The sequence below is a fragment of the Sphingosinicella rhizophila genome, assembly GCF_032378825.1.
Taxonomy (GTDB): domain Bacteria; phylum Pseudomonadota; class Alphaproteobacteria; order Sphingomonadales; family Sphingomonadaceae; genus Allosphingosinicella; species Allosphingosinicella rhizophila.
This window is the reverse complement of record NZ_JAVUPU010000011.1, coordinates 48,196-71,268: the sequence shown is the minus strand read 5'-3', so window position 1 is coordinate 71,268 and position 23,073 is coordinate 48,196. Positions and strand designations below refer to the sequence as shown.

The 23,073-nt window shown below is 64.4% G+C and carries 20 protein-coding genes; 9 read left to right on the top strand and 11 right to left on the bottom strand.

Going from position 1 to position 23,073, the window contains the following annotated elements; all coding sequences use genetic code 11:
* Positions 1–15: 15 nt before the first annotated feature.
* Positions 16–1,635 (top strand): long-chain fatty acid--CoA ligase, encoded by a 1,620-nt coding sequence (locus RQX22_RS17365; protein WP_315728175.1) that lies wholly within the window; start codon positions 16–18, stop codon positions 1,633–1,635.
* A gap of 27 nt (positions 1,636–1,662) precedes the next feature.
* On the opposite strand, the gene RQX22_RS17360 is transcribed toward RQX22_RS17365, so the two are convergent.
* Together RQX22_RS17360 and RQX22_RS17355 are read right to left on the bottom strand one after the other, a co-directional pair.
* The gene (locus tag RQX22_RS17360) at positions 1,663–2,859 is read right to left on the bottom strand and encodes an alpha-hydroxy acid oxidase (RefSeq protein ID WP_315728173.1); all 1,197 of its coding nucleotides are present in this window, start codon (positions 2,857–2,859) and stop codon (positions 1,663–1,665) included.
* 47 nt (positions 2,860–2,906) lie between these two features.
* Positions 2,907–3,149, bottom strand: a complete 243-nt coding sequence (locus tag RQX22_RS17355; protein ID WP_315728171.1) for a hypothetical protein — start codon at positions 3,147–3,149, stop codon at positions 2,907–2,909.
* Between RQX22_RS17355 and RQX22_RS17350 the strand changes: the two genes are divergently transcribed.
* The 3 genes from RQX22_RS17350 to RQX22_RS17340 all read left to right on the top strand — a co-directional run bounded on the left by RQX22_RS17350 (position 3,127) and on the right by RQX22_RS17340 (position 5,129).
* Entirely contained in the window at positions 3,127–4,149 is a 1,023-nt protein-coding gene (locus RQX22_RS17350) for a dipeptidase (protein ID WP_315728169.1), read from the top strand. The two genes, RQX22_RS17355 and RQX22_RS17350, sit on opposite strands and share 23 nt — an antisense overlap.
* A gap of 14 nt (positions 4,150–4,163) precedes the next feature.
* On the top strand, positions 4,164–4,904 hold the full coding sequence (locus RQX22_RS17345; RefSeq protein ID WP_315728167.1) for a glutathione S-transferase family protein: 741 nt from the start codon (positions 4,164–4,166) through the stop codon (positions 4,902–4,904).
* 90 nt (positions 4,905–4,994) lie between these two features.
* Entirely contained in the window at positions 4,995–5,129 is a 135-nt protein-coding gene (locus tag RQX22_RS17340) for a hypothetical protein (protein ID WP_315728165.1), read from the top strand.
* A gap of 108 nt (positions 5,130–5,237) precedes the next feature.
* Here RQX22_RS17340 and RQX22_RS17335 read toward each other — a convergent pair whose 3' ends face one another.
* Positions 5,238–5,852: a TetR/AcrR family transcriptional regulator gene (locus RQX22_RS17335; RefSeq protein WP_315728163.1), complete on the bottom strand. Its 615-nt coding sequence runs from the start codon at positions 5,850–5,852 to the stop codon at positions 5,238–5,240.
* 135 nt (positions 5,853–5,987) lie between these two features.
* Here RQX22_RS17335 and RQX22_RS17330 point away from each other — a divergent pair, with 135 nt between their 5' ends.
* Both RQX22_RS17330 and RQX22_RS17325 read left to right on the top strand, forming a co-directional pair.
* On the top strand, positions 5,988–6,971 hold the full coding sequence (locus tag RQX22_RS17330; protein ID WP_315728161.1) for an alpha/beta hydrolase: 984 nt from the start codon (positions 5,988–5,990) through the stop codon (positions 6,969–6,971).
* A 292-nt stretch (positions 6,972–7,263) separates the two neighbouring features.
* Complete coding sequence (locus RQX22_RS17325; RefSeq protein ID WP_315728159.1) at positions 7,264–8,052, top strand: phytanoyl-CoA dioxygenase family protein; 789 nt, start codon at positions 7,264–7,266, stop codon at positions 8,050–8,052.
* Positions 8,053–8,068: 16 nt separating this feature from the next.
* Here the strand turns inward: RQX22_RS17325 and RQX22_RS17320 are convergent, their stop codons facing one another.
* On the bottom strand, positions 8,069–9,904 hold the full coding sequence (locus RQX22_RS17320; RefSeq protein ID WP_315728157.1) for a CocE/NonD family hydrolase: 1,836 nt from the start codon (positions 9,902–9,904) through the stop codon (positions 8,069–8,071).
* A 103-nt stretch (positions 9,905–10,007) separates the two neighbouring features.
* On the opposite strand from RQX22_RS17320, the gene RQX22_RS17315 reads away from it, so the two are divergent.
* Complete coding sequence (locus RQX22_RS17315; protein ID WP_315728156.1) at positions 10,008–12,224, top strand: TonB-dependent receptor; 2,217 nt, start codon at positions 10,008–10,010, stop codon at positions 12,222–12,224.
* A gap of 148 nt (positions 12,225–12,372) precedes the next feature.
* Here RQX22_RS17315 and RQX22_RS17310 read toward each other — a convergent pair whose 3' ends face one another.
* From RQX22_RS17310 to RQX22_RS17290, 5 genes are all read right to left on the bottom strand, one after another.
* A complete protein-coding gene (locus RQX22_RS17310) occupies positions 12,373–13,659 on the bottom strand; it encodes a type III PLP-dependent enzyme domain-containing protein (protein ID WP_315728154.1) in 1,287 nt (428 codons plus the stop codon).
* Positions 13,656–15,284, bottom strand: coding sequence for an N-acyl-D-amino-acid deacylase family protein (locus RQX22_RS17305; protein WP_315728152.1), 1,629 nt, complete (start codon positions 15,282–15,284; stop codon positions 13,656–13,658). The genes RQX22_RS17310 and RQX22_RS17305 overlap by 4 nt, the downstream gene beginning before the upstream one ends.
* Positions 15,285–15,306: 22 nt before the next feature.
* Positions 15,307–16,698, bottom strand: coding sequence for a serine hydrolase domain-containing protein (locus tag RQX22_RS17300; protein ID WP_315728150.1), 1,392 nt, complete (start codon positions 16,696–16,698; stop codon positions 15,307–15,309).
* A gap of 82 nt (positions 16,699–16,780) precedes the next feature.
* Entirely contained in the window at positions 16,781–17,542 is a 762-nt protein-coding gene (locus tag RQX22_RS17295) for a TetR/AcrR family transcriptional regulator (RefSeq protein WP_315728149.1), read from the bottom strand.
* A gap of 54 nt (positions 17,543–17,596) precedes the next feature.
* Positions 17,597–19,558, bottom strand: coding sequence for a serine hydrolase domain-containing protein (locus tag RQX22_RS17290; RefSeq protein WP_315728147.1), 1,962 nt, complete (start codon positions 19,556–19,558; stop codon positions 17,597–17,599).
* Between the two features lie 95 nt (positions 19,559–19,653).
* Between RQX22_RS17290 and RQX22_RS17285 the strand changes: the two genes are divergently transcribed.
* Both RQX22_RS17285 and RQX22_RS17280 read left to right on the top strand, forming a co-directional pair.
* Positions 19,654–20,139: a MaoC family dehydratase gene (locus RQX22_RS17285; RefSeq protein WP_315728145.1), complete on the top strand. Its 486-nt coding sequence runs from the start codon at positions 19,654–19,656 to the stop codon at positions 20,137–20,139.
* Positions 20,136–21,722: a class I adenylate-forming enzyme family protein gene (locus RQX22_RS17280; RefSeq protein WP_315728143.1), complete on the top strand. Its 1,587-nt coding sequence runs from the start codon at positions 20,136–20,138 to the stop codon at positions 21,720–21,722. Before RQX22_RS17285 ends, RQX22_RS17280 begins: the two co-directional genes overlap by 4 nt.
* Positions 21,723–21,813: 91 nt before the next feature.
* On the opposite strand, the gene RQX22_RS17275 is transcribed toward RQX22_RS17280, so the two are convergent.
* On the bottom strand, positions 21,814–22,371 hold the full coding sequence (locus tag RQX22_RS17275) for an OsmC family protein (RefSeq protein ID WP_315728141.1): 558 nt from the start codon (positions 22,369–22,371) through the stop codon (positions 21,814–21,816).
* A gap of 24 nt (positions 22,372–22,395) precedes the next feature.
* Positions 22,396–23,064, bottom strand: coding sequence for a hypothetical protein (locus tag RQX22_RS17270; protein WP_315728139.1), 669 nt, complete (start codon positions 23,062–23,064; stop codon positions 22,396–22,398).
* Between the last annotated feature and the right edge of the window lie 9 nt (positions 23,065–23,073).

The window sequence follows — 23,073 nt, the reverse complement described above, 5'->3', positions numbered from 1 at the left end:
GACGAAAGGAAGGATATGCTGCCCGGATTGATGCAGACGACCCCGCTACTGATCAGCGGTATCTGCAGGTTTGCGGCCACCGCGCATCCCGAACGCGAAATCGTCTCGCGGCTCGTCGACGAGCCGATCTGGCGTTACGATTATGCGGCGATGGAAAAGCGGGCCGGGCGGGCGGCCAGGGCGCTGGCGGCCCTGGGCATCGGCCCGGGGGACAGGGTCACCTCGTTGGCCTGGAACACCCACCGTCATCTCGAACTGTTCTACGGCGTCACCGGGATGGGCGCCGTGCTTCACACCGCCAATCCGCGCTTGTCCGAGGCACAGATCGCCTACACCATCAATCATGCCGGGAGCCGGGTGTTGCTGTTCGATGCGGACATGCTGGATCTGGTGGAAAGGCTCCGTCCGCATCTGGGTGCCGTCGACCATTATGTGGCGCTTGCGCCGCCCGAACGCCTCCAGTCAGGCGCGATCGCGGCGATCAGTTATGAATCGCTGCTGGCGGCCCAGGAGGATGGCTATGAATGGCCGACTTTCGACGAGAACAGCGCAGCCTTCCTCTGCTACACGTCCGGCACCACCGGCGATCCCAAGGGCGTCCTCTACAGCCATCGCGCCGTGGTCCTCCACGCGATGATCGGCGGCCTGAACGGCGCGCTCGGCTTTTCGGCCTTCGACGTGATCATGCCGTGCCAGTCCCTCTACCATGCGACCGCCTGGGGCCTGCCCTTCATCGCGCCGATCAATGGCTGCAAGCTCGTCCTGCCCGGCAACCGGATGGACGGCGCCGGCCTGCATGAGCTCGTCAAGGCCGAAGGGGTCACCTTTTCGGGCGGCGTCCCGACCATCTGGACCATGTATCTCTCCTATCTGGAGCAGCAGGGCGAGGATGCCGGGACGCTCCAGCGCCTGGTGATCGGCGGTTCGGCTGTGCCGCGCGCCATGGCGGAGACCTTTCAGCGGCAATTCGGCGTGACGGTACGGCAGATCTGGGGAATGACCGAGACCGCGCCGATCGGCGTCATCGCCACGCCGACCCCGAAACTGGCCGCCGAGGGCGAGGCCTATCTCGACGAGGTGATCTGGACCCGCCAGGGCCGGCTCCAGTTCGGGATCGAGCTCAAGATCGTCGATGAGGAAGGGACCGAGCTGCCGCATGACGGCGAATCCTCGGGCGCCCTGCTGGTGCGGGGTCCATGGTGCGTGCGGCGCTATTACCGGGCCGAAGAGGATGCAGTGGACGCAGCAGGCTGGTTCGACACCGGCGACATCGCCACCATCGACCGCTTCGGCTTCATGCGGATCACCGACAGGAAGAAGGACGTGATCAAATCGGGCGGCGAATGGATCAGCTCGATCGATCTCGAAAATATCGCCGTCGCCTGTCCCGGCGTGCGGATCGCGGCGGTGGTGGGCGTGTTCCATCCGAAGTGGGAAGAGCGGCCGGTGCTGGTCATCGAAACGCATGAAGACGCCGCGATCGGCGAGGCCGATGTGCGCGATTACCTTTCGACCCGCATCGTCAAATGGTGGATGCCCGATGCGATCCTGTTCGCGCCGGTTCCGCTGACCGCGACCGGCAAGATCGACAAAAAGGTGTTGCGCGACCAGTATAAGGATCATCTCGCCGGCTGACCGGATGTCCGCCGGTCCCGGTGCCTGTCATTTCCCTATGACGACGCCATCTTCAGCCCAACTGAGCCAGCTACGCATCCGAATATGCCGCCGTTCCAGCTTCGCGACATCATTGACCCCGGCCAATACCATGGTCCGCTCGAATTCCTCGTGCAGCAGGCCTAGCGCCCTGTGCACGCCGGCCTCGCCGCCGGCGGCGAGGCCGTAGAGATAGGGGCGACCGATCGAGCAGGCATTTGCGCCCAGAGCAAGCGCCTTGACGACGTCGGAGCCGCGGCGGATGCCGCCGTCGCAGACGATCTCGCCGCTGTCGCCGATCGCGTCGCGGATCGGCGCGATCTGGTCGACCGGGGCAGGGGCGCCGTCGAGCTGGCGGCCGCCATGGTTGGAGATCATGATGCTGGTTGCGCCGGATGCGATCGCATGCTTGGCGTCCTGCGGCGCCATCACGCCCTTGATGGACAGCGGCCCGTTCCACTCCTTGGCCAGCCATTCGACGTCGCGCCAGGTCAGCGTCCGGTCGAACTGGCCGCCAATATAATCGAACAGGCTCATCTGCCTGCCGGCCAGCGCATCGACCTTGTGGCTGACATTGGCGAAATCGAACTTGTTGCCGGTGAGCGCCGGCAGCGACCAGCTCGGCTTCATGGCGAAGCTCAGCATGGATTTGAGTGTCAGCCTGGGCGGGATCGACAGGCCGTTGAAGCGGTCGCGCTCGCGATTGCCGGCGACCGGCGTATCGACCGTCAGCATCAGCGCATGATAGCCGGCCTCGCGGCACCGGCCGATGAACTCGGCGGTGAGGCCGCGATCCTTGAAGATGTAGATCTGGAACGCCTTGGGCCCGGCAAAGGATTCGGCCAGCGCCTCGAGCCGCGTCGTGCCGAGCGTCGACAGGCTATACATCAGGCCATGGCGCGCCGCCGCCCGCGCCACCGCCAGTTCGGCATCGTCGTGGAACATGCGGGTGAGGCCGGTTGGCGACAATATGAGCGGCCAGGCGATCTTCTGGCCGAACAGGGTGGTCTCGGAGCGAATGCTCGACGTGTCGATCAGAACGTCGGGGAGCAGCTCATAATCGGCAAAGGCGTCATGATTGCGCTTCAACGTCCATTCGTCGTCGGCGCCACCGTCGATATAGTCGAAGATCGGCCGCGGCAGCCGCTTGCGCGCGAGCCGGCGCAGGTCCGAAATATTGAAAGCGCGCTCCAGCCGTCCCATCATGATCCCCCGTTGCGTGGCGCGCAACTAGTCATGATCGGCCCTGGCGATCAATAGTCGATGCCGATCATCTTGCCGAAGCCGTTGGACGGGCGGCAATGCGCATGTTCCGGGCCCAGTGGACGGATTGCCGGTCGGCACCGGAACGAGCCGCTCTTACCGGCTTGAAGGGGAGCGTCGGCCGCGTCCGGCACGAAAATCGGCGGCGCTCTTTTCCCGGCCGGGGCAAATGTGCCATCAACGGCGCATACAGCAATGAATGGAATCGACATGACCGACGCCGCCAGTCTCATTTCCTCGAATCTCGTCTGGGACAATCATGGCTGCATGCCGCTGCGTCCGTTCGATGAGGATTTCCTCCCGCAGCTCGAACGCTACCGCGCCGCCGGCGTGAACGTCATCCTGCTCAATGTCGGATTCGGCGAGCAGGGGATCGAGGAGCATGTGCGGGTGCTCGCCCACTTCCGCCACTGGCTGTCGTCGCGGACCGATCGCTACCTGATCATCGAAACGGTCGAGGATATCGAGCGCGCGCGTGCGAGCGGCCGGCTAGCCGTCGGCTTCAACCTCGAAGGGGCCAACGGCATCGCCGATCAATTGAGCATGATCCAATTCTATTATGATCTCGGCGTGCGATGGATGCTGATGGCGTATAATCGCAACAATCGCGTCGGCGGCGGCTGCCAGGACGAAGATGGCGGGCTGACCGAATTCGGCCGCAAGGTGATCGACGAAATGGGGCGGGTGGGCATGGTCGCCTGCTGCACCCATACCGGGTACCGGACGGCTATGGACGTGCTGACCTATAGCCGGAAGCCGGTCATCTTTTCCCATTCCAATCCACGGGCGCTGCACGATCATCCCCGGAACATCACCGACGAGATGATCCGGGCCTGCGCCGCTACGGACGGTGTCGTCGGCCTCAACGGGATCGGCATCTTCCTCGGCGACAACGACAACAGCACCGATACCTATGTTCGCCACATCGACCATGTCGTCAATCTGGTCGGCGCCCGCCATGTCGGGATCGGTCTCGATTATGTGTTCGATATCGAAGAGTTGGACGATTATATCAGGAAGATGAAGGGCACCTTTCCGGACGGGCTCGGCTATGATGTCGGTGCGGGCCTTCGCATGGTGGAACCGGAACGGATCGGCGAAATCGCCGACCGGCTGCTCGCCATGAATTATTCGGACGAGGATCTGACGGGCATATTGGGCGGCAATTTCCTGCGCGTGGCGAAGGCGGTCTGGCGGCCGGCGGATCCGCTGACGGCGGCTGCGGCGGAATAGGAGTGGGTGGAAGGATGAAGATCATCGGAAGCTATGCCAGTCCCTATGTGCGCAAGGTGCTGGCCTGCATGGTTCTCAAGGGGCTCGAGGATTATGAGATCGATCCGATCACGCCTTTTTTCGGCGGCGACGAATTCGATCGGCTCAGCCCGCTGCGCCGCATTCCCGTCCTGATCGACGGCGATCTGGTCCTGACCGATTCGTCGGTCATCTGCGCCTATCTGGACGAAGCCTATCCCGGCCACAAACTGCTGCCGGAAGCGCCGGCCGATCGCGCCCGTGCCCGCTGGCTGGAGGAATATGCCGACACCCGCCTGGGCGACCTCTTCATCTGGGGCCTGTTCTACCAGAAGATCGTGCGGCCGCTCGTCTGGAACGAGCCCACCGATACGAAGCGTGTCAACCAGGTGCTGACCGAAGATCTGCCCAAGGCGCTCGACTATCTGGAAGGCCAGCTGCCGGAGCATGGCTTCCTGTTCGGCGCGATCGGCCTGGCCGACATCGCCCTCGCCACTTTCTTCCGGAACGGAGAGCATGCCGGGTTCACGGTCGATGCCGGACGCTGGCCGATCACGGCCTCCTTCGTCGCACGCACGCTTGCCCAGGATTGTTTCGATCGCTTCCTGAAGTTCGAACAGGCGCAGCTCAGCACCAATCCGGCGGGGCGCCGGCAGGCATTGCTGGCGGCAGGCGCTCCGCTTGCGGAGACGAGCGTCGGCGTGCGCGAACCGCGGCGCGGGATGATGCGGCTTTGAATAGAGCCTGATGGCGCCCGATGCCGCACCCGGAATGCCGGACGCAGTTCGGTAAGAGGCAGAGACGGCGATCTCCCGCAGCGCTGTAATATGTTCGGAACGGAAACGTATCGACGCGGGTTAGAGCGGAACAAGTTCCAGGAGACCCATCATATGAATCGCACCATCGGTATCAGCGTCGGCGGCCTCATCCTGCTTCTGATCATCGTCGCCATCATCTTCTGATAGCCCGGGTTCGGGGCGTGCGGCATCCCCCCGCCGCCGTCCCGACACTCTCTGTCAGGCAGGCGGGCATTGTCAGGAAGACGGGCCTTGTCAGGCAGACGGGCTTTGTCAGACAGAGGGGCGCGGCTCCGGACTGAGGATATTCTTCACGACCTCGTCCATGATCCCGAACAGGGCCGGATTGGGCGAGCCGGTCTGGATGGCGAGCTGGATGCCGAGCCCCGTCACCAGGGCGCCGAGCAGCTGTACCCGCGCCTCGGCCTCGGCCTTGTCCATCCTGCGCGCACCCTTTTTGAGTTGCGCGCGGAACAGATCATATACCTGCTGGCGCGTCTCGGCGTCGCAGGCCCGCATGTCGGGATTGCGGGCGACCTCCGACGCGATCTCCATCATCAGGATGGTGCGATCCCGGTCCAGCGCCGACCGCGCAAAATCGGCTGTACCCGCCTCGATCGCGGCGATCGGATCGTCGGGATGGGCAGCGAAGAGCGTCTCGAAAAATTCGCGTTGGCGGGTGAAGTCATCCCGGACGATCTCCTCGATCACCGCTTTCTTGCTGGGAAAATAGCGGTAGACGAGGCCGACGCTGATCCCGGCACGCTCGGCGATGTCCACCATCCTGGTCGGATGGATACCCTTGTCGCGGAAACAGCTTTTGGCCGCATCCAGCACCTGGGCTCGCCGCACCTCCGGCGTTTCCGTCCGCCTGCCTTTCGCCGCCATTCGCCCTCCAGGTCCGTCGCCGCTTCTATCCCCGCCGGCCCAGCCAGGCAATGAACGATCATTCATTCCCTTGCCAGGCCGCGGAAGATCTGCAATCAGTGAATGAACATTCATTCACTGATTCGGGAGATTGAGATGAGAGTCGATCTTGGTCCGGCCGTGCCGATGGCCGGCCTCTATGACAGCCGCTTTCACGAGATGGAGGCAAGCGCCAATGGGGAATCCTACCGGATCTTCGTCGGCGGGCCGGCGTCGCCGTTCGTCGGTGGCGCGGAAGCGGATCAAGGGCAGAAATATCCTGTCATCTATGTCCTGGACGGCAAGCTCGGCTTCGCCATGGTCCACGCGCAATGCCAGGTGCTGAGCGCGCTCGGCCAGCTGCCGCCGGTCTATGTCGTGGGCATCGGCTATGCGGGCGACGAGAGTTTCTTCGAAAAGGATGTGGTGCATCGCTATCGCGACCTGACACCCGACGCCGGCGGCGCGCTCGAAAGGGCGATGCTGGGGCTGAATACGGTCAGCCGGGACGGGGAGAAAGGCGCACCCGGCGGCGGTCCGGCCTTCCTGGCCTTCCTCCGCGACGAATTGAAACCGGCGATCGAAGCCGCCTATCCGGTCGATCCGGGCGACGCGACCTTGCTCGGCAACTCGCTCGGCGGCCTGTTTCCGTCCTGGATCCTGTTCAACCAGCCGGAACTGTTCCAGCGCTACGTCATCATAAGCCCGTCCTGGTGGTGGAACGATTATGAGATGTGGCGATGGGAACAGGCTTATGCGGATCGTCACGACGATCTCGCCGCCAAGGTGTTCGTCGCCGCCGGCGGTCTCGAGACATTGGAGCTCCAGCGCGCCATGGTCGAACGGCTGGGCCAGGCCGTCGAGGGGGAGATGAAATCCCGCTTCGACGCGTTTCTCGAGGCGGTCAAAATATATGGATGGCCGAGGATGGTGGAGCTGATGCCGGAATTCGCCGCAAAGCTGGCCTCGCGAAGCAATGAGAGCCTGGACCTCCTGGTCATCGATCTGCCCGAGGAAACCCATGAATCCATTCCCGGGGCTGCCTTTTCGCGCGGGCTCCGCTTCGTCTTCGGCGCGTGGCGGCCCGCGAAAGCAGCCTAGGAACAGGAAGACAGAATGTGGGGGGGAGGGCCGGTCGCCGCTCGAAATCAGACCCGGTAAGTGACGGGGGCGCTTCCTGCCCACCCTGGTCGCCCCTCTCTTGATTCCGTGGTTCGGCTCGGTTTAAGCGACTATCAATCCGAACCTTGGATTCCCTCAGCCATGTTCACGTCCACATTCTTCCCGCTGATCTGAGCGACCTCAATCGTCACGGCGCAGCCGCGCCGGCCAGATCGAAACGGCCATGGTCCAGACATTTGCGGACGCGATGGCCGAGCGGAGAATGCAACAAATGCCCAATATCGAACAGATCGGCCTGACGTCCCGTCAGGTCCGGGAATTCGTCGACGACGGTTTCGTCAAAATCGAAAATGGTTTCAGCGCCATGCTCGCCGAGCAATGCAGGCGCGAATTATGGGCGGATATCGGCCTGTCGCCGCGCCGGTCCGAAGACTGGTGCCGTCCGGTCATCCGGGTGGCGTCCAAGGCCTCTCGTCCCTTCGTGGAAGCGGCCAACACGCCGGTCCTTCACGAGGCTTATGACCAGCTCGCCGGGAAAGGCCGCTGGCGCGCGCCTTCGGGTCTCGGGACCTTTCCGATCCGCTTCCCGTCGCGAGACGCACCGGGGGACGAGGGCTGGCACGTGGATATGAGCTTTGGCGACGACAATCCCGATTTCATGGAGTGGCGCGCCAATGTGATGAGCAAAGGAAGGGCATTGTTGATGCTCTTCCTGCTGTCGGACGTCGGGCCGGACGATGCGCCGGCGCGGATCCGGAAAGGCTCGCACGCCGTCGTCGCGCGGGAATTGCTTCCTTATGGGGAAGCGGGCGCGACGCTGCGGCGGCTTTCGGCGGATGGCTATGTGTCGTCCGAAAATTGCGAGGTCGCGCTGGCGACTGGGGCGGCAGGGACCGTCTATCTGTGTCACCCGTTCCTCGTGCATGCCGCACAAGGGCACAGGGGGAAACAGCCCAGATTCATGGCGCAGCCGCCGCTGCTGCCGAGAGGGGAATTCGATCCGGCCTTGCCGCCGTCGCCGGTCCAGCTCGCCATCCGCAAGGCATGCGGATTGATGTGACAGGCTCAATCCATGTCTAACCGGTCCAGGGACGGGTGGTGATCGCAATGCCGCTCGCTTTGGTGCCGCCGCGATGGATGGAAAAGGTTTCCGCCTGCCCCTTGGAATGACGGCGGAACGTATCGGCATCGGCGCCACCGATGGCGACGCGCAGACGGTGTCCCTTGGCGATGCGGGCCGCGACGGGCCACAAGGCGAACTCGATCCTCATGAGCTTGCCCGGCACGACGTTCATGGCGTCCGCCTTCGCGAAGCTGTGCGGCGCCGGTCCCTGGTCGTAGGGCAAGTCCGCGGGATCGGCCGGCTTGCGGTGGATCGCGCGAAAGGTTCCCTCGGTCAGATAGGAGACGCGCCCGTCCGGCGCGACATCCTCCAAATAGACGAAGAAGGCCGGATCGGTGGTGCGGGCGGCGATGTGGAGCGTGACGACCGGCGTGCCGACCAGTTCCATGTCCTGCGTCATGGGCGGCCCGTCATAGACCAGCAATTTGCGGTCCTCGTTCCGCCGATCGGGATAATCGGGCGGAGTTCCGAACTGGGTCGTCCAGCGTGTCGCCTTGCCGGTGGTGGCGGTGAAGTCCACGTCGGTGCGGTCGATGCCGGCGGCCGGTCGCGCCGACAGCCGATTGCCGGAGGTGAATGCCAGAAATTCCCTGGAGACATTCGCAGGCGGCCAGGACGCGGTTTTCCTGAAGGTGCCGGCGCCCAGCACGTAATAATTGATCTCGCGTCCGATCCTTTCCCCGCGCCGCACGCGCTCGACGAAATCCCTGTTGCGCGCGAACTGCTCCTCCTCGCTCGGGACCGGCCGCCTGCGAGCCGGCAGGAGCGGATCGGCGCCCACCTGATGGCCGTGATTGTTGCCGGTGATCCAGATTTCCATCGGCACTTCGGGCGCGGAGCGGTAGCGGGCGAGCGCCGCTTCGGCCGTGCCGCCGTCCATCCAGGATCCCCAATATTGGACCGGCTTCCTCTCGCGGCGGATCGCGTCGAGCGCGGCGGCGGGGGAAGAATCGAACAAGCTGTATCCATTGAGCCCGGGCTCGTCGCGGAAGTCGGTCGCCCTATAATCGTCCGGTCCCCAATGGCGCCGGCCGCTCAAAGCCGCTCTGACGAGGTCATAATCGCTATCCTCGTCGACCGGCTGCAGGATCGGGAAGAGCTCGGGGCAGTCGCCGACCCTCAACCGGCAATCCAGCCCCCGGTCGCGGCCGTCGCGGCCAAGATCGATCTCGCGCGTATAACTGCCCCAGCCGGACAGCATGTAATCGTTGCGGACGCCGCCCGGGAAAAAGAGATGCGCCCAGGCGTCGAAATCCGCCTGACGCGGGACGGCCGCGATCAAAGCGGGGGCGGCGCGGCTGGTCGCCCAGTCGGCGGTGTCGGCCATATAGGAGACGCCTGCGCCGATCACCTCTCCGTTCGACCAGGATTGGCCGGCGAGATGGGCGATGATCGCGTCCATGTCGGCAACCTCGTCCGGGCCGATATCGACGTCGCGCGGCCCGAAAGAGGCGGTCGATCCGCGCGTGTCGATCACGGCGACGACATAGCCGGCGTCGCGCCAGCGCTGCGGATCGCCGCCCGCCTTGTTCGAGAAGTGGCCGGCACGCCCGTAGCGGGTCTGGAACAATATGGCGGGAGCAGGGGCGGACGGCGGCTGGCCGCCCGGCCAATAGAGGCTGATCGCGATGCGGGTGCTGTCCTTCATCGCCAGATAATAGGATTTGTCACTCCAGCCCTGCGGCCGGGCGATTTCCGCGCCAGCCTCAGCCGGGCCATCCTTAGCCTGTACCGCCGCGATGGGCGCCAGGGCCAGCAGGGCGCAAACCAGGATGTGCAATGTCTTCATCGGCCTTCCCACCATCTCACCCTGATCGCTGTGCGCCGAAAAAGCCATTGCATCAATCAAAACTTGAATTTAAATACAAGTTTCAAGCAAGGGGAGATTGGGGATGGGAAGGTTGAGGATCGGAGCGCTCGGTACGGCGGGAATGTGCGCGGCGGCGCTCGCGGCGATGCCGGCCATGGCTCACGACGATCAGGCGGCGGATACCGGCGCCAGCCTGGCGGGCGACTTCCAGGAGGGTGATATCGTCGTGACCGCCCGGAAGCGCGAGGAGTCGCTCCAGGATGTGCCCATCTCCATCTCGGTGCTGAGCGCGGAGGCGCTGGCCGATCAATCGGCCGTCCGAATCGAGGATGCCTTCGCGTCGCTTCCCAACGTGCAGTTCACATCGAGCAGCATCGGCGGCGTCGGTATCACCGTGCGCGGCCTTTCCTCATCCACCAACAATTTCGGGATCGAATCGGCGGTCGGCGTCTATGTGGACGAAGTCTATCTTCCCCGTCCGACGGCGTTCAGCCAGGCGGCGCTGGACATAGCGCGGATCGAGGTGCTGCGCGGGCCGCAGGGCACATTGTTCGGACGCAACACGATCGCCGGCGTCATCAACATCGTCACCGCCGATCCCGACGACCGCCTCACCGCAGCCGCCGATGCGACCTATGGCCGCTTCGATCTGATGCAGCTTCGCGCGGCCGCTTCGGCGCCGATCGGCGAACATGCCGGCTTCCGCCTGAGCGCCGCCCGCATCAAGCGCGACGGCTGGTTCGAAGATCGCACGCCGGGCCATCGCGACCTGGCCGGCGAGGACATATGGGCGCTTCGCGGCAAGCTGCGGGTCGAGCCGTCGGCAGGCTTCGACATCACGGCGACCCTGGATTATTCGAAGGACAAGGGCGCGACCGGCAATAATGAAGTCTTGCAGGGTCCGTTCGCCGCCTTCGAGGATGGCGTCAACGATTCCATCGCCTCCAACGAGATCAACGCCGAAAGCCGCGAGCTCGTAACGGGATCGGTGCGCGCCAATCTCGATCTTGGCGGCCATGTCCTGACATCGGTGACCGGATATCAGGATGCGCGCTATCGGCGCTTCAACGACCAGGATTATACCGCGCTGGACGTGCTTTCGACCGGCGCGCCCGAGGAATTCGAATTCTTCAGCCAGGAGCTTCGCCTGTCGAGCGACAATGCGGGGCCGCTCGGCTACATCTTCGGCGCTTATTATTCGTCGCTGAACCTGGACGGGAATACCAATGCCCAATTGGGGTCGGACGCCCTGCTGGCGATCGGCCAGGCGCCGATCTCCGGCTATCAGGAAAGCATCGTCACCACCTCCCATATCGCGGGCAAATCCTATGCCTTGTTCGCATCGGCGACCTGGCAGGCGACCGACCGCATCATACTCAATGGCGGCCTGCGCTACAGCTGGGAGCGCAAGCACCTCGATTACGAGCAGGTCGTGACGCCCTTCTTCCTCGCGCCGGGCGTGCCGCTGGGGCTCATCTATCTGTTCGGCGCCGACGTGCCGGCGCAGCGGCAATATTATCGCGACGGCGCTTTGTCGGGGGATGCGACGATCAGCTATAAATGGACGCCGGATCTCACTTCCTATCTGCGCTATTCGCGCGGCTACAAAGCGGGCGGGTTCGATACTACCGTATCGGCCAGCCCCGATCCTGGCTCGCTCCGCTTCGAATCCGAATTTGCCGACCTTTATGAAATCGGCATCAAGGGCTCGCTTGCACGTGGCGCGGTCCAGTTCAGCCTGGCCGGTTTCATCATGGATTTCCGGGACAAGCAGGAACAGGTCTTCAACGGGGTCAACTTCCTCACCAGCAACGCCGCGACGGCAAGCTCCAAGGGTGTCGAGGCGGAAATCGTCGCGCGGCCGCTGCGCGATCTGAGATTGAGCGGTGCGCTCGGTTATGCCGATGCCACCTACGGGACATTCGAGGATCCGCTGGCGGGCATCGACAATAGCGGCAACCGCCTGCCCGAGGCGCCGCGCTGGAGCGGCAGCGCCTCGGCGGAATTCACGCCGCAGCTGACGACCGACTGGGCGCTCTACAGCCGCGCCGAAGTGACCTTCCGGTCCAGCAGCTTCGTCACCAACGACAATGATCCCGACTTCAGGACGCGTTCCCATGCATTGATCAATGCCAGGATCGGCGTCGAACGCTCGGACGGCTCGCTCGGCCTGTTCGCCTGGGGGCGCAACATCACCGGCGAGCGCTATTTGACCGGCGGCTTCGACTTCCTGGGCAGCACCTATATCAGGCGCAACATCCCTTCGACCTGGGGCATCGAGCTGAGGGCGCGCTTCTGATGTACCGCCCAATGCCGAATTCGATGTGATTGCCGGACAGGGGATGATCGGCGCGTTTGTGTGACGTCCCAACCGCACATTCCCCACCCCAACCCCTCCCCTGAAGAGGAGGGGCTATGTGCGGGCCCATGGTCTCGACGGCCAGGCTCTAGAAATAGGTGCGCGCCAGCCCGGTCACCTTCCAGGCATCGTCGACGAGCAGGAGCGCCCGCCATTTGTCGAAGGTCGTGCAGGGGTGGGACATGCCGAAGCCGACCAGATCGCCGACCCGGAGCGGCGTATCCGCGGGCACGTCGACATAGGCATGCTGGTCGTTGAGCGCGGTGACGGCATGGCCCGGCGGCATCGGCCGAGGAGCGGCATCGCCCTTGCGCGCCCATGCTATCGGTTTGGGCGGCGCCAGGTCGTTGCCGATGTCGCGCCGGCCGAGGCCGCAGATGATCCGGCCGGGTTCGGGATGGGATTGGACGTGGGCCCACACCTGCAGCGCAGGCCGAAGCCCGCCGCCGACCGCCGCCAGCTCGGGTTCGCGCCGGGCCAGCTCGTCGAACATCCGCTGGTAGAAGTCGCTGTCATGCGTGAGGTAGCAGCCCGATCGGATGACGATCTCCGGCTCCGTCGTCCATTGGCCTTGCGCAAGCATGCGGGCGGCCCTGTCGAAATAGGAGGAGCCTCCCGCAGTGAGGATGATCCGTCCGTCGAACAGGCCGGCAACGTCGCAGGTGCGGGCGAGATCGATCACCTCCTCCAGCAGGGATTCCACCAAGGCGGTGCCGTCGGGCCGGCCCTGGAAAATGCCCTCGAAACATTCGACGCCGACCAGCGAGAGATGGGATGCGGCGGCGATCGCTTCGGCGACTTTCACGCCCTGTTCGATATTGCGGACCCCGGTGCGTCCGCCCATCGCGCCGACCTCGACCAGCAATTGCAGCGGCCGATCGAGCCCGGCCCGTGCCGCGCGCTCCTGAAGCTTGCTCACGACCTCGACGGAATCGGCCAGGGAATAGAAATCGAAATTCGGGTCGCCGTCCAGTTCGGCCAGCAGCCAGTCGATGGCGGAATCGCCGACCAGTTGATTGGCCATGAAGATGCGGTCCACGCCGAAGCGCCGATAGGCGCGGACATGGGCGGCCGTCGCCGCGGTGATCGCCCAGGCCCCGTCCGCCATCTGCAGGCGGAACAGGTCGGGAGTCATGGTGGTCTTCCCGTGCGGCGCGATCCGGACACCCGTCCTGGCGATGAAATTGCGCATCCAGGCGCTGTTGGTGCGCAGGACGGATTCCCGCAGGATCGCCGCCGGATAGAAAAGCGCGTCGTCGAACAAGCCGACCTTCTTTCCCGCGAAGTCTTCCAGGCCGACCCCTTCCAAAGCGGGCGGTATGCTCTTCAAGGTCCAATCGGCATCAGTGCCGGCAAAGGGATCGCAAATGTTCATCTCGGCTTTCCTGCTGCGGCGACGAAGCGCCCGGGCGTCTCTCCACTAGCCGCTCCGTCGCGCAAGACGAAGCGCCCGTTGACGATGACATGGACGATGCCTTCGGAGCGCGCGCCGGGATCGGTATAGGTCGCCCGGTCGATGATCTTCGCCGGATCGAAAATGGCGATGTCGGCGAACAGCCCGGGCGCCAGCCGGCCGCGTTGAGGGAGGCGGAGATGATCGGCCGGAAGGGAAGTCATCTTGCGGATGGCTTCGCCGAGAGGAAGCAGCTTCAGGTCGCGGCTGTAATGGCCCAAAATGCGCGGGAAGCTGCCGGCCCCGCGGGGATGCATGTCGGCGTCGGTGCCGCCGTCCATATAGGTGCCGTCGCTGCCGAACATCACCCAAGGCTGGACGAGAAGCTTTTGAACATCCTCCTCGGCAATGGAGCCGAAGGTGACGATGATCGGTTCGCCGGGCTGCATCAGCAGGCGGGCGGCCAGGTCGAACGGATCTTCCCCGCTCTCGTTTGCAAGCAACTGGAGGTTCTTGCCGACGAGCGCCTGCCGCCCGGGCGCCGCGACGATGCGGATGCTGCCCCAACCCACCGCACGGATCCACGCGAAGCCACCGTCGATGCCGTCATGCGTCGCCTTGCGCAGGATCGCCGCTTCCCGGGGGACTGCGAGCGAGGCGGCGATTCGTTGGCGCACGGTCGCATAGGAGGTGGGCGCGTCGACGTCGGTGTCGGGAAATACGAACAGTTCCGAAAGCATCCCGGTGGCGGCACAGTCATAGGGATATTGATCGGCGACGATCTCCCGGCCGCACGCCCGCTCCGCCTCCACCCGGCGAATGATGTCGTCGACATGGCCCTTGTTGACGAGGCCGACCGCCTTCAAATGGGCGAGCTTGACCGGGATCCCGGCCTCTGCGCCGATCTCGATCGCCTCGATCTCGGATTCCATCATCCGCAGCACCGGATCGCGCGTATGGGAATCATAGGCGCCGCCGAACGGACGCACTTCGCGCGCCAGAGCGACGATCTCCGCCTTGTCCGCATACATGCCCGGGACAAACATCAGGCCGGTCGAAAGCCCGACGCAGCCCATTTCCATGCCTCCGCGGACAAGCTTCTTCATCGCATCCAGTTCGGCCGGGTCCGCCCGCCGCCGGGCATCGCCCATCACCTGATGGCGGATGCCGTTATGGCCCACATAGCAGCCGTAATTCTGGGTCGATCCCTTGGCCTGGAGCGCGCCGAACATGCGCTTCAGCGCCGCCGGTCCGTAACGTCCGTCGGGACCGCCGATCAGCGTTGTGACGCCCTGCGCCAGGAAGGTCGGGTTTATGAATGGACCGTCCAGCCGTTCGGCGACTTCCTGCGAATGGGCATGGACGTCGATGAAGCCGGGGCTGACGGCAAGGCCCCGCGCATCGACTTCCGTCTTCCCCCGCAACGTGCCCGCATCTCCGACCGCGACGATGCGGTCGCCCTTGACGACCAGGTCGGCTTCGCGTCCTTCGCCGCCCGATCCGTCATAGACGGTGCCGCCGCGGATGATGATGTCGGCATCCTGTGCCGAAAGGGGGGTGGCGGCGCCGACGAGCAGGGCGGCCGCAAGACGCAGGCAGCGGATCATGTTGGTCCTTTCCAGGGAGACATCAGTTGGACGATTCGGGCGCCCGCGCCGCCGGGAAGCGCCCGTCGAAAAACTCGATCTCGACGTTTCGAGCGCGCGGCCTAGCCGTGTCGAAGGTGAAGCTGTGCTCATGGTCGGCGGCGGCGACGAAGCGGCCATCGCCAAGATAGAGCAGGGGTTCCAGCGGAGCCGGACTGTTCACGCCTTCATAGCGTAGGAACATCCTTCCATCCTTGCCGACGAAACCGAAGCGGCCGGCGTCGAAGGTGAAAGGGAAGGGGACATAATCGCCGGCAAAGGCCTCCGCCTCCGCCTGGGGCACCGGCCGGTCGACGATCGCCGGCTCCTTCAGGCCGAGCATGATGCGGGCCAGCCGATGTTCGATCGCATAAGGCATGAAAGCGCCATGGGAGAGATTGGTGAGCACGGCGATGGTCAGCCTGTCGTCCGGATAATAAGCATAATGGGCGGAAAAGCCTTCGATCACGCCCGAATGCGAGAGCTTGCGATGGCCTTCGAACGCCCGGCCGATGAGCGCTCCCCAGGCGTAATAATTGAGCGTGCCGTCAAGGAGCGGCCGTTGCGCCTGGATAGCGTCGCGGATGGACTGCGATGTCAGATTGCCTTCGAACAGGCCACGGCGATAGCGGATCAGATCGGCCGCCGTGGCCATGATCGCGCCGGCGCTAAACGGATAATCGACATCATATTGCGCGGCATTTTCATAACCTTGCCCTGCAGGTTCGTAGCCGCTCGCCCGATCGGGGATGATCGCCCGGTAACCGGCCAGGCGGCTCGTCGTCATGCCGAACGGCTTGAAGATGTTTTCGGCCAGATAATCGGCGAATGGCTGCCCGCTCACCTTCTCGACGATCAGGCCCAGCAGATAGGAGTTGGAATTGCTGTAGCTGAATCGCTCGCCGGGGCGAAAGGCGAGCGCCCGGCCGGCGAGAAAGGCGAGAACCTGCTCAGGACCGAAGCGTATCTCCGCCTCGGGATAGCCTGAGCGCGCGGTATAATTGACGATGCCGGAACTGTGGTCGAGCAGGTGGCGGAGGGGGACTGCGGCGGCCGGCCCCTTCAGGTCTTGGAGGTAATGGCCGACCGGATCGGCGAGCGAAATCTTGCCGGCGTCGGCCAATTTGAGAACCGAAAAATGGGTGAAGGATTTGGTGATCGATCCGATCGGGAAGACGGTTGCCGGCGTTACGGGCCGCATCGTCTCCACATCGGCAATACCCATTCCCTTTTCATAGACGATCCTGCCGTCCTTCTCGATCGCCACCGAGATGCCGGGATAGCGGCCGACCTCGATCGCGTGGGCGAGGACGGCATCCAGCCGCGCCCGGTCCGTTGCCGCGGCCGGTGGAATGAAGGCGACCAGGAAGAAGAGGAAGGTCACAAGTCCGCGCATGTCCGCCGATCCCGTTCAGATAAAGCGCGCACCATCGCGGCGCCCCGGACCAGCCTAGCATTATTGAACTTGTTTTCAACTTCTATTTAGGATCGAGGCGCAGATCCGAAAAGCCGGTGAAGGGGCCCATATTCTCCCGCGGAGGATCGGCCAGATAGAGGGCGCGATACCATAAGATGGCGAGGAAGGTGGCGATGTCCTCGTCGCTCTGAAAGGATTTGGCGAAGAGCGGGTTGCGATCGACGAACGCCTCGAACAAGAAGCTGTCCACCATCCCGCCGAGCGCATAGGCCGTCATCAGCCGCAGGTCCTCATGCGGCGCGGCGGCGGGCGCGCGGCGAGCCATGTCGCGGGCGACGCGCCGGTTCCAGTCGAGGCTGACCTTGGCGAACAATTCCGCGAATTTCGGTTCCTCCTCGTCGAGCTGGAGCAGGCAGCGGATCAGGCCGGGTGTCGCCTTGTAGGTGGCCACCACGCGCCGGTTCGCCTCCAGGATCGCCTCGAACGGATCCTCCGGAGCCGGCTGGAGGTCGGAAGAGAGCGGGCTTTCGACCAACTCTGTGAGGATTTCGAAGGTGATGTCGGCCTTGCCGGAGAAATAATGATAGACGAGGCTGACATTGATCCCGGCCTCCTCGGCGATGTCTTGAAGACGCATCGCGCGATAGCCCATCCGCTCGAGCACGCGCGCGGCCGCATCCTTGATCATGTCGCGGGTCCTGGTGCCACGCTTGGTGATCGGTGGCGCGGGCTTGCGGACGACGGCGTTGCGGCGCTCGCCGGCCGGGGCGACGGCGGCCCTTCCCGTCGCGGCCGTTTCCATGTCCTTATTGCGTCGCGCCATCTTCGACCACTTCTCCCTGTTTCGACCAGGCGCTAGCATAGCCGTGTCATCAGGTCAGTACAGGCCGTGGAACTGGCCGTTGAGCGCGAACAGCAACGAGGCGGCAAGGCCCGCCGAGACTGCCATGAGGTGCGCCCGCCTTTCCCAGATTGGAAGGCTTCGCGCGGCGCGCCCGAAGTGCAGGACGGCGGCAATCGGGAAGCCTGCAGTCGCGATCCACAGCAACAGATAAGCGGGTGCGAGCCCGAGCGCGTCGATGCCATAGAGCAGGTCCCAGGGCGATGCGTTCGCAAGCCGGAACGCGACCCACGCGACGAAGGCGGACAGGCATGCGCAAGACAGGATGAGGACCGCCGCCGGCCAGGGCGCGCGCCGAGCCCGGAACGAACCGACCGCCACGGCAAGCGTCCCCACCAGCAGCGCAAGCAGACAAAAGCCGAGCACAGGCAGCTTGACGTTCATGCGCGCGTAGAAGGGCATGCGTTCGGCCGCGAGGCTGTAGCCATTCACGTTGAGCGCGATGAAGCGGATCGACCCGTGCTCGTCGCGCAGCAGGCTGAGCATCGTGTCCGGCACCGCCCTGCGCCCGTCCGGAGCCTTGGTGATCCGGTAGAGGTCACGTCCGATCGGCGCGAAACGATAGGTGCCGCCGCCGATCTGGGGCGGCAGCTCGACGGAGATCTCGGTCGCACTCAAGCGGCGGACGTGCGTCTCGCTGAACATGCTCAGCATCTTGAGCTGGTCTGGTGCGGTGAACCGGAAATCCTGATAGGTGCCGGCGAGATCCGGATCGACCTGGACGCCCGGCGCGGGCAGGGCAGGGCGGAACGAGACCGTGCCGGCATAATGGTCGACAAAAGCTGCCCTCATCTCCTCGAGCACGGGTCCGGCATCGCCGGTCACTGCGGCGAAATAGCCTATCCGCTGCGACGGGATCATGCGGAGATCGCTGACGATTCCGCGCAGGTCGCCGCCATGGCCGATGATCCTGGCGCCGTTTGCCGCCCTCACGTCCCAGCCCCAACCGAAGCCTTCCGCGAGCCCAGGCGTGCGTCCGTGCAAGACCTGCATGTCGCGCCGCGCCCCATCCGGAAGCAAAGGACTGCCCGATTCCAGATGGGCGATCATGTAGCGGCCCATATCGGCTCCGCTCGCGGCGACTTGTCCGGCCGGGCTGAACACCGAAAAATAAGGCGGGGAACGAACGAGCCTATTCCGGCCATCCGCCTCATAGGCGAGAGCGGGAAAGGCATCACCCGCGGCTGCGGGCGGCTCGCCCGGAAAGTCGAAGCGGCTGTGCGCCATGCCGGCCGGTGCGAATATATGGCGGCGCAGATAATCCCCGAACGAGCTGCCGGTGATATCGGCGACCATCAAACCGGCGACCGAGCTGCCGGTATTCGCGTAGCTGACGAAGCGCCCGGACGGCACGCGCTGGGCGGGCAGGCGTTCGCGCAGGAAGACCGCGAGTGACCGGCAATCCGGCCCGCGGCAGCTACCGCCGAGGAAACGGTCGGGGATGCCGCTCCTGTGGCTGAGCAATTCCCCGACCCGGATCTGCCGAGACGATGCGAGGCGAGGAGCGAGATTGCGCAGACGGCGATCGATCGGATCGTCATAATCGAGGCGGCCTTGCGTCACGAGCTGGGCCACCGCGGTCGCGGTGAACGTCTTGCTGATCGAGGCGATGTTGAACATCGTGCGGTCCGCATCGACGGCAAGCCGCCGCTCGCGATCGGCATAGCCGATTGCGGCCCGGTAGATCTGGCGGCCATCCTTCACCGCGACGATCACCCCTCCGCCGATCTGCCGTCTGGCGAGCGGCGCGAGGAAATGCCGCGCCGCAATCGCTGCGAAGGCCGCATCGGAGCCGGATCGCGTCACCGGCAATTTCGACGCGAGAGCCGGCGGAGTCGAAGGCTGGGGCGCTGCCACGGCCGGCGCTGCCAGCGCAGCGAGGAGCAGGCCCCACAGCCTTTTTGGGCAGGCCGGGCGCTTATTCGCTTCTCTTTTCACGCCAGCCCCTTCATCCTTGCGCCGATGCTGCCTGCCTTGACAAGAATCGAACTTGAGGACAAGTTCAACTTTGGATTTGACATGAAGGATGACAAGTGACCGCAATCATGCCCGGGGATAATATTGCGGCGATGGCGTCGGAAGAAGAAGCCAGGACGAGCGCCTGGGTGGAGATCACCCAGGACATGATCGACCGCTTCGGCGCAGCCACGCTCGATCTCGATCCGATGCACGTCGATCCCGAATGGGCGAAGGCGGGTCCGTTCGGCACCACGATCGCGTTCGGCTTTCTGACGGCAGGGCTGCTCACCCATCTGCTGCACGACGCGCTGGGCGATGGTCCGGTCACCGATCCCGACCGGACCGGCTATTATCTGAATTACGGTTTCGATCGGATGCGGCTGGTGGCACCGGTGCCGGTCGGCGCGCGCGTGCGCGGCCATTTCAAGCTGCTCGGCCGGACGAGCGACAGCAAGGGCAGGCAGATCGCCCGTTTCGATTGCGTGATCGAGATCGAGAATGGAGAGCGGCCTGCCTTGGTCGCAGAATGGCTTTCCATGTGGGTGCCGCCCCGGCAATGACGGACGCTGCGGACGGTTCATCCTGGGCATCGCTCAGGGATGTGATTGCCCATTGGGCGGACAGGACGCCGGACGCGCCGGCATTGGCCCTGGACGGGCGCATTCTGAGCTATGCCGAAACGCTTCGGCGCTGCGACGAACTGGCCCGCGCCTTCATCGCCCGGGGCGTCGGCAAGGGCGACCGGATCGCCGCCTTGCTGACGCCGCATCCCGATTATCTGGTGAGCATGGTCGCTGCCGCATCGATCGGCGCCATCTGGATCGGCCTCAATCCCCGCTACCGCCGGGACGAGCTGCTGCATGTGGTCCGGGACAGCGAGCCTGTCCTGCTTTTCGCCCGCACGCGGATCGGCAACCGCGAATATGGCGAGGATATCCTGGCGTTGCGTGAGGCCTGCCCGGCGCTGCGCCATGTCCTGGTCAATGATGGCGACCCCTCCCTCCCGGACACGGAGGCGATGCCGGACTTCATCGCGCGCGGCGCAGAAATTGCGGAGGAAGCGCTGGCTTCGCGTTTTGCCGAAGCTGGCGGCCGCGATCCTTGCCTGATCGTCTACACATCGGGTTCGACAGGCGCACCCAAGGGCGCCTTGCTCCACCATAAGGGGATCGTCGATTTCAGCCGCGAGCAGGCGCGCCTGTGGCCGGTCAGCCCGATGCGCGCTGTCAATTATTTCCCGATCAATCATATCGGCTGCGTGATCGACCTTTCCATGCCCTGCCTGGCGGCCGGCGGAACGATCTTCTTCCTCGAGCAATATGAAAATGCCGCCTGTCTTGGCTTGATGGAACGGGAAGGGATCACCGCCTGGATGTCGGTGCCGACCGTCTTCCAACTGCAGCTCGCGGATCCGGATTTTGCCCGTTACGACCTCTCCGCGGTACAGTTGATCGTCTGGGAAGGCGCCGCCATGCCTTTGGAAACCGCCGAGCGGCTCCGCGCGCTCTGTCCCAGGCTGGCCACCAATTATGGCATGACCGAAACGGGCAGCGCGATCACCGTGCTGGAGCCGACCGACGATCTCGATGTCGCGGTGGGGTCGGTCGGCGACGCCTTTGCCGGCGTCGAGATCCGCCTGGTCGACGATCGGGGTAGGGACGTTGCCGATGGCGAGGTGGGGGAGGTCTGGGTCCGATCGCCTTATGCGATGCTCGGCTATTGGCGGCGTCCCGAGGCGACCGAAGAAGCTTTCTCCCCGGACGGCTATTTCCGCACCGGCGATCTTGCCCTGCGCCGGCCCGACGGACGCTATCGCATCGCCGGCCGTCGCAAGGAAATGTTCAAATCGGGCGGCTACAATGTCTATCCGCGCGAGATCGAATCGGTGTTGGAGGGGCATCCCGCGGTTGCCCTTGTCGCGGTGGTCGGTGTCCCCGATCCGATCTGGCAGGAGGCCGGCATCGCCTTTGTCACATTGGATGGAGAGTCGGATGCGGACCAGCTGAAAGCCTGGTGCCGGGAACGGCTGGCCAATTACAAGGTGCCGAAGCGGATCGTGATCGAACGGGAACTGCCTTTGCTCCCGGTCGGCAAGGTCGACAAGGCGGCCTTGAAGCGGCGTATGGAGGAAAAAGCCGTCTGAGATCCTGAGGGCCGGGAAGAATCTGGCGCGCGACGGGTGCCGAATGCCTGCGGAGGATTGGGCGCCCTTGGTCGCAAGGGCGCCCTGCTCGTCAGGCGAGCCGGCCGTTCATCTGGATCGGCCGGGCCATGTTGAAATAATTGGGTGAGGTGGCCATCACCGCGCGGTGGATCTCCTCATATTGTTCGGGGGTCCCGTCGCCCTCCAGCCTCACGACATAATTGACCTGCCGGTAGCCGGGGGGAACGTCGTCATCCAGGCCGAGAAAGCCGCGCAGATCGAGTTCGCCCTCCGTCTCGATCGTGCAGCTGTCCAGCGTGATGCCGCGCACGGACGCCTGGGCGACATAGCCGACCATCATGCAGGCATTGACTGCCGACATCAGCAACTCCTGAGGATTGGGGGCGGTATTGGTGCCGAGCAATTCGCAAGGCTCGTCGGCGGTGATGGTGAAGTCGCGGGCGATATGGTTGCCTCCGAGGGTGAAGCCCTGGACGGTCGTTTCCGACCGGGTCTGGCCTTTCCATTCGGTCGTGACGCGGAAGCCGACTATGGCGAGGCCCGGATCCTGTCCGATCGCTTCGACCGTTTCCTCCAGGGCCTGGAGGTCGATGCCGTTGACGGCGGGTTTGGTGGCGATGTCCAACATGAATGTGACTCCTTCTTCGGTGGTTCAGCAGAAAGTGGGTGCGACCTCGACGATCCGGTCGCGGGCGGCGGGGGACAGGAATTCGAGCGTCCCCAGGAATTTCGGATGGGTCATCCCCGATCCGATATAGGTCCAGCGCATGGCCTGATGCTGCTGCGCGGCGATCGCCTGGCGCAGTTCGGGCGCGAGGGTGCGCCGGCTGGCGGCTTCGAATGCGGCGAGGTTCATGCCGACCTGGTTCCTGAGGCCCGCGTCGAGGAACATGCCCATTTCGAGATATTCGTCGACGGCCGCCTGGATGCCGGCTTCGTCACGCCCCTCCGCCAGGGACTCGACCATCAAAGTGTCGAGCTTGGCGTGCTGCGCCTCCTCCATCCAATGATGTTTGAGCAGGCTCTTGAACAGGGGGTCCATGTCATTGTCGTCACGGACGCTTTCCACATAATGGAGCTGGCTCATCCATTCGATGTGAAGGATGAGGAAAGCGACCGCGAGCGGATCGTGGCGAAGGATCTCGGCAGCGATCGCCTGCGGCGGACCGATGACGTCGCACGGCGTTTCGAATGCCTCCGTGAAAAGCGCATGGAATTGCCTGAAGAGCTGGATATGCTTGGCCTCCTCGCCGGCGAAGTTGAGCAAGGCGCGGACGCGCAGATCGTCGCCGTTCAGTTGCGGCCTGGCATGATCCAGCACGAAGGGCAG

Coding starts and splice junctions, on each gene's coding strand:
- RQX22_RS17335 (WP_315728163.1), bottom strand. CDS start 5,852: ATGGCGGCGAAAGGCAGGCGGACGGAAACGCCGGAGGTGCGGCGAGCC.
- RQX22_RS17355 (WP_315728171.1), bottom strand. CDS start 3,149: ATGAGACTGGCGGCGTCGGTCATGTCGATTCCATTCATTGCTGTATGC.
- RQX22_RS17315 (WP_315728156.1), top strand. CDS start 10,008: ATGGGAAGGTTGAGGATCGGAGCGCTCGGTACGGCGGGAATGTGCGCG.
- RQX22_RS17320 (WP_315728157.1), bottom strand. CDS start 9,904: ATGAAGACATTGCACATCCTGGTTTGCGCCCTGCTGGCCCTGGCGCCC.
- RQX22_RS17305 (WP_315728152.1), bottom strand. CDS start 15,284: ATGATCCGCTGCCTGCGTCTTGCGGCCGCCCTGCTCGTCGGCGCCGCC.
- RQX22_RS17300 (WP_315728150.1), bottom strand. CDS start 16,698: ATGCGCGGACTTGTGACCTTCCTCTTCTTCCTGGTCGCCTTCATTCCA.
- RQX22_RS17360 (WP_315728173.1), bottom strand. CDS start 2,859: ATGATGGGACGGCTGGAGCGCGCTTTCAATATTTCGGACCTGCGCCGG.
- RQX22_RS17365 (WP_315728175.1), top strand. CDS start 16: ATGCTGCCCGGATTGATGCAGACGACCCCGCTACTGATCAGCGGTATC.
- RQX22_RS17295 (WP_315728149.1), bottom strand. CDS start 17,542: ATGGCGCGACGCAATAAGGACATGGAAACGGCCGCGACGGGAAGGGCC.
- RQX22_RS17325 (WP_315728159.1), top strand. CDS start 7,264: ATGCCCAATATCGAACAGATCGGCCTGACGTCCCGTCAGGTCCGGGAA.
- RQX22_RS17350 (WP_315728169.1), top strand. CDS start 3,127: ATGACCGACGCCGCCAGTCTCATTTCCTCGAATCTCGTCTGGGACAAT.
- RQX22_RS17275 (WP_315728141.1), bottom strand. CDS start 22,371: ATGTTGGACATCGCCACCAAACCCGCCGTCAACGGCATCGACCTCCAG.
- RQX22_RS17345 (WP_315728167.1), top strand. CDS start 4,164: ATGAAGATCATCGGAAGCTATGCCAGTCCCTATGTGCGCAAGGTGCTG.
- RQX22_RS17340 (WP_315728165.1), top strand. CDS start 4,995: ATGTTCGGAACGGAAACGTATCGACGCGGGTTAGAGCGGAACAAGTTC.
- RQX22_RS17330 (WP_315728161.1), top strand. CDS start 5,988: ATGAGAGTCGATCTTGGTCCGGCCGTGCCGATGGCCGGCCTCTATGAC.
- RQX22_RS17280 (WP_315728143.1), top strand. CDS start 20,136: ATGACGGACGCTGCGGACGGTTCATCCTGGGCATCGCTCAGGGATGTG.
- RQX22_RS17310 (WP_315728154.1), bottom strand. CDS start 13,659: ATGAACATTTGCGATCCCTTTGCCGGCACTGATGCCGATTGGACCTTG.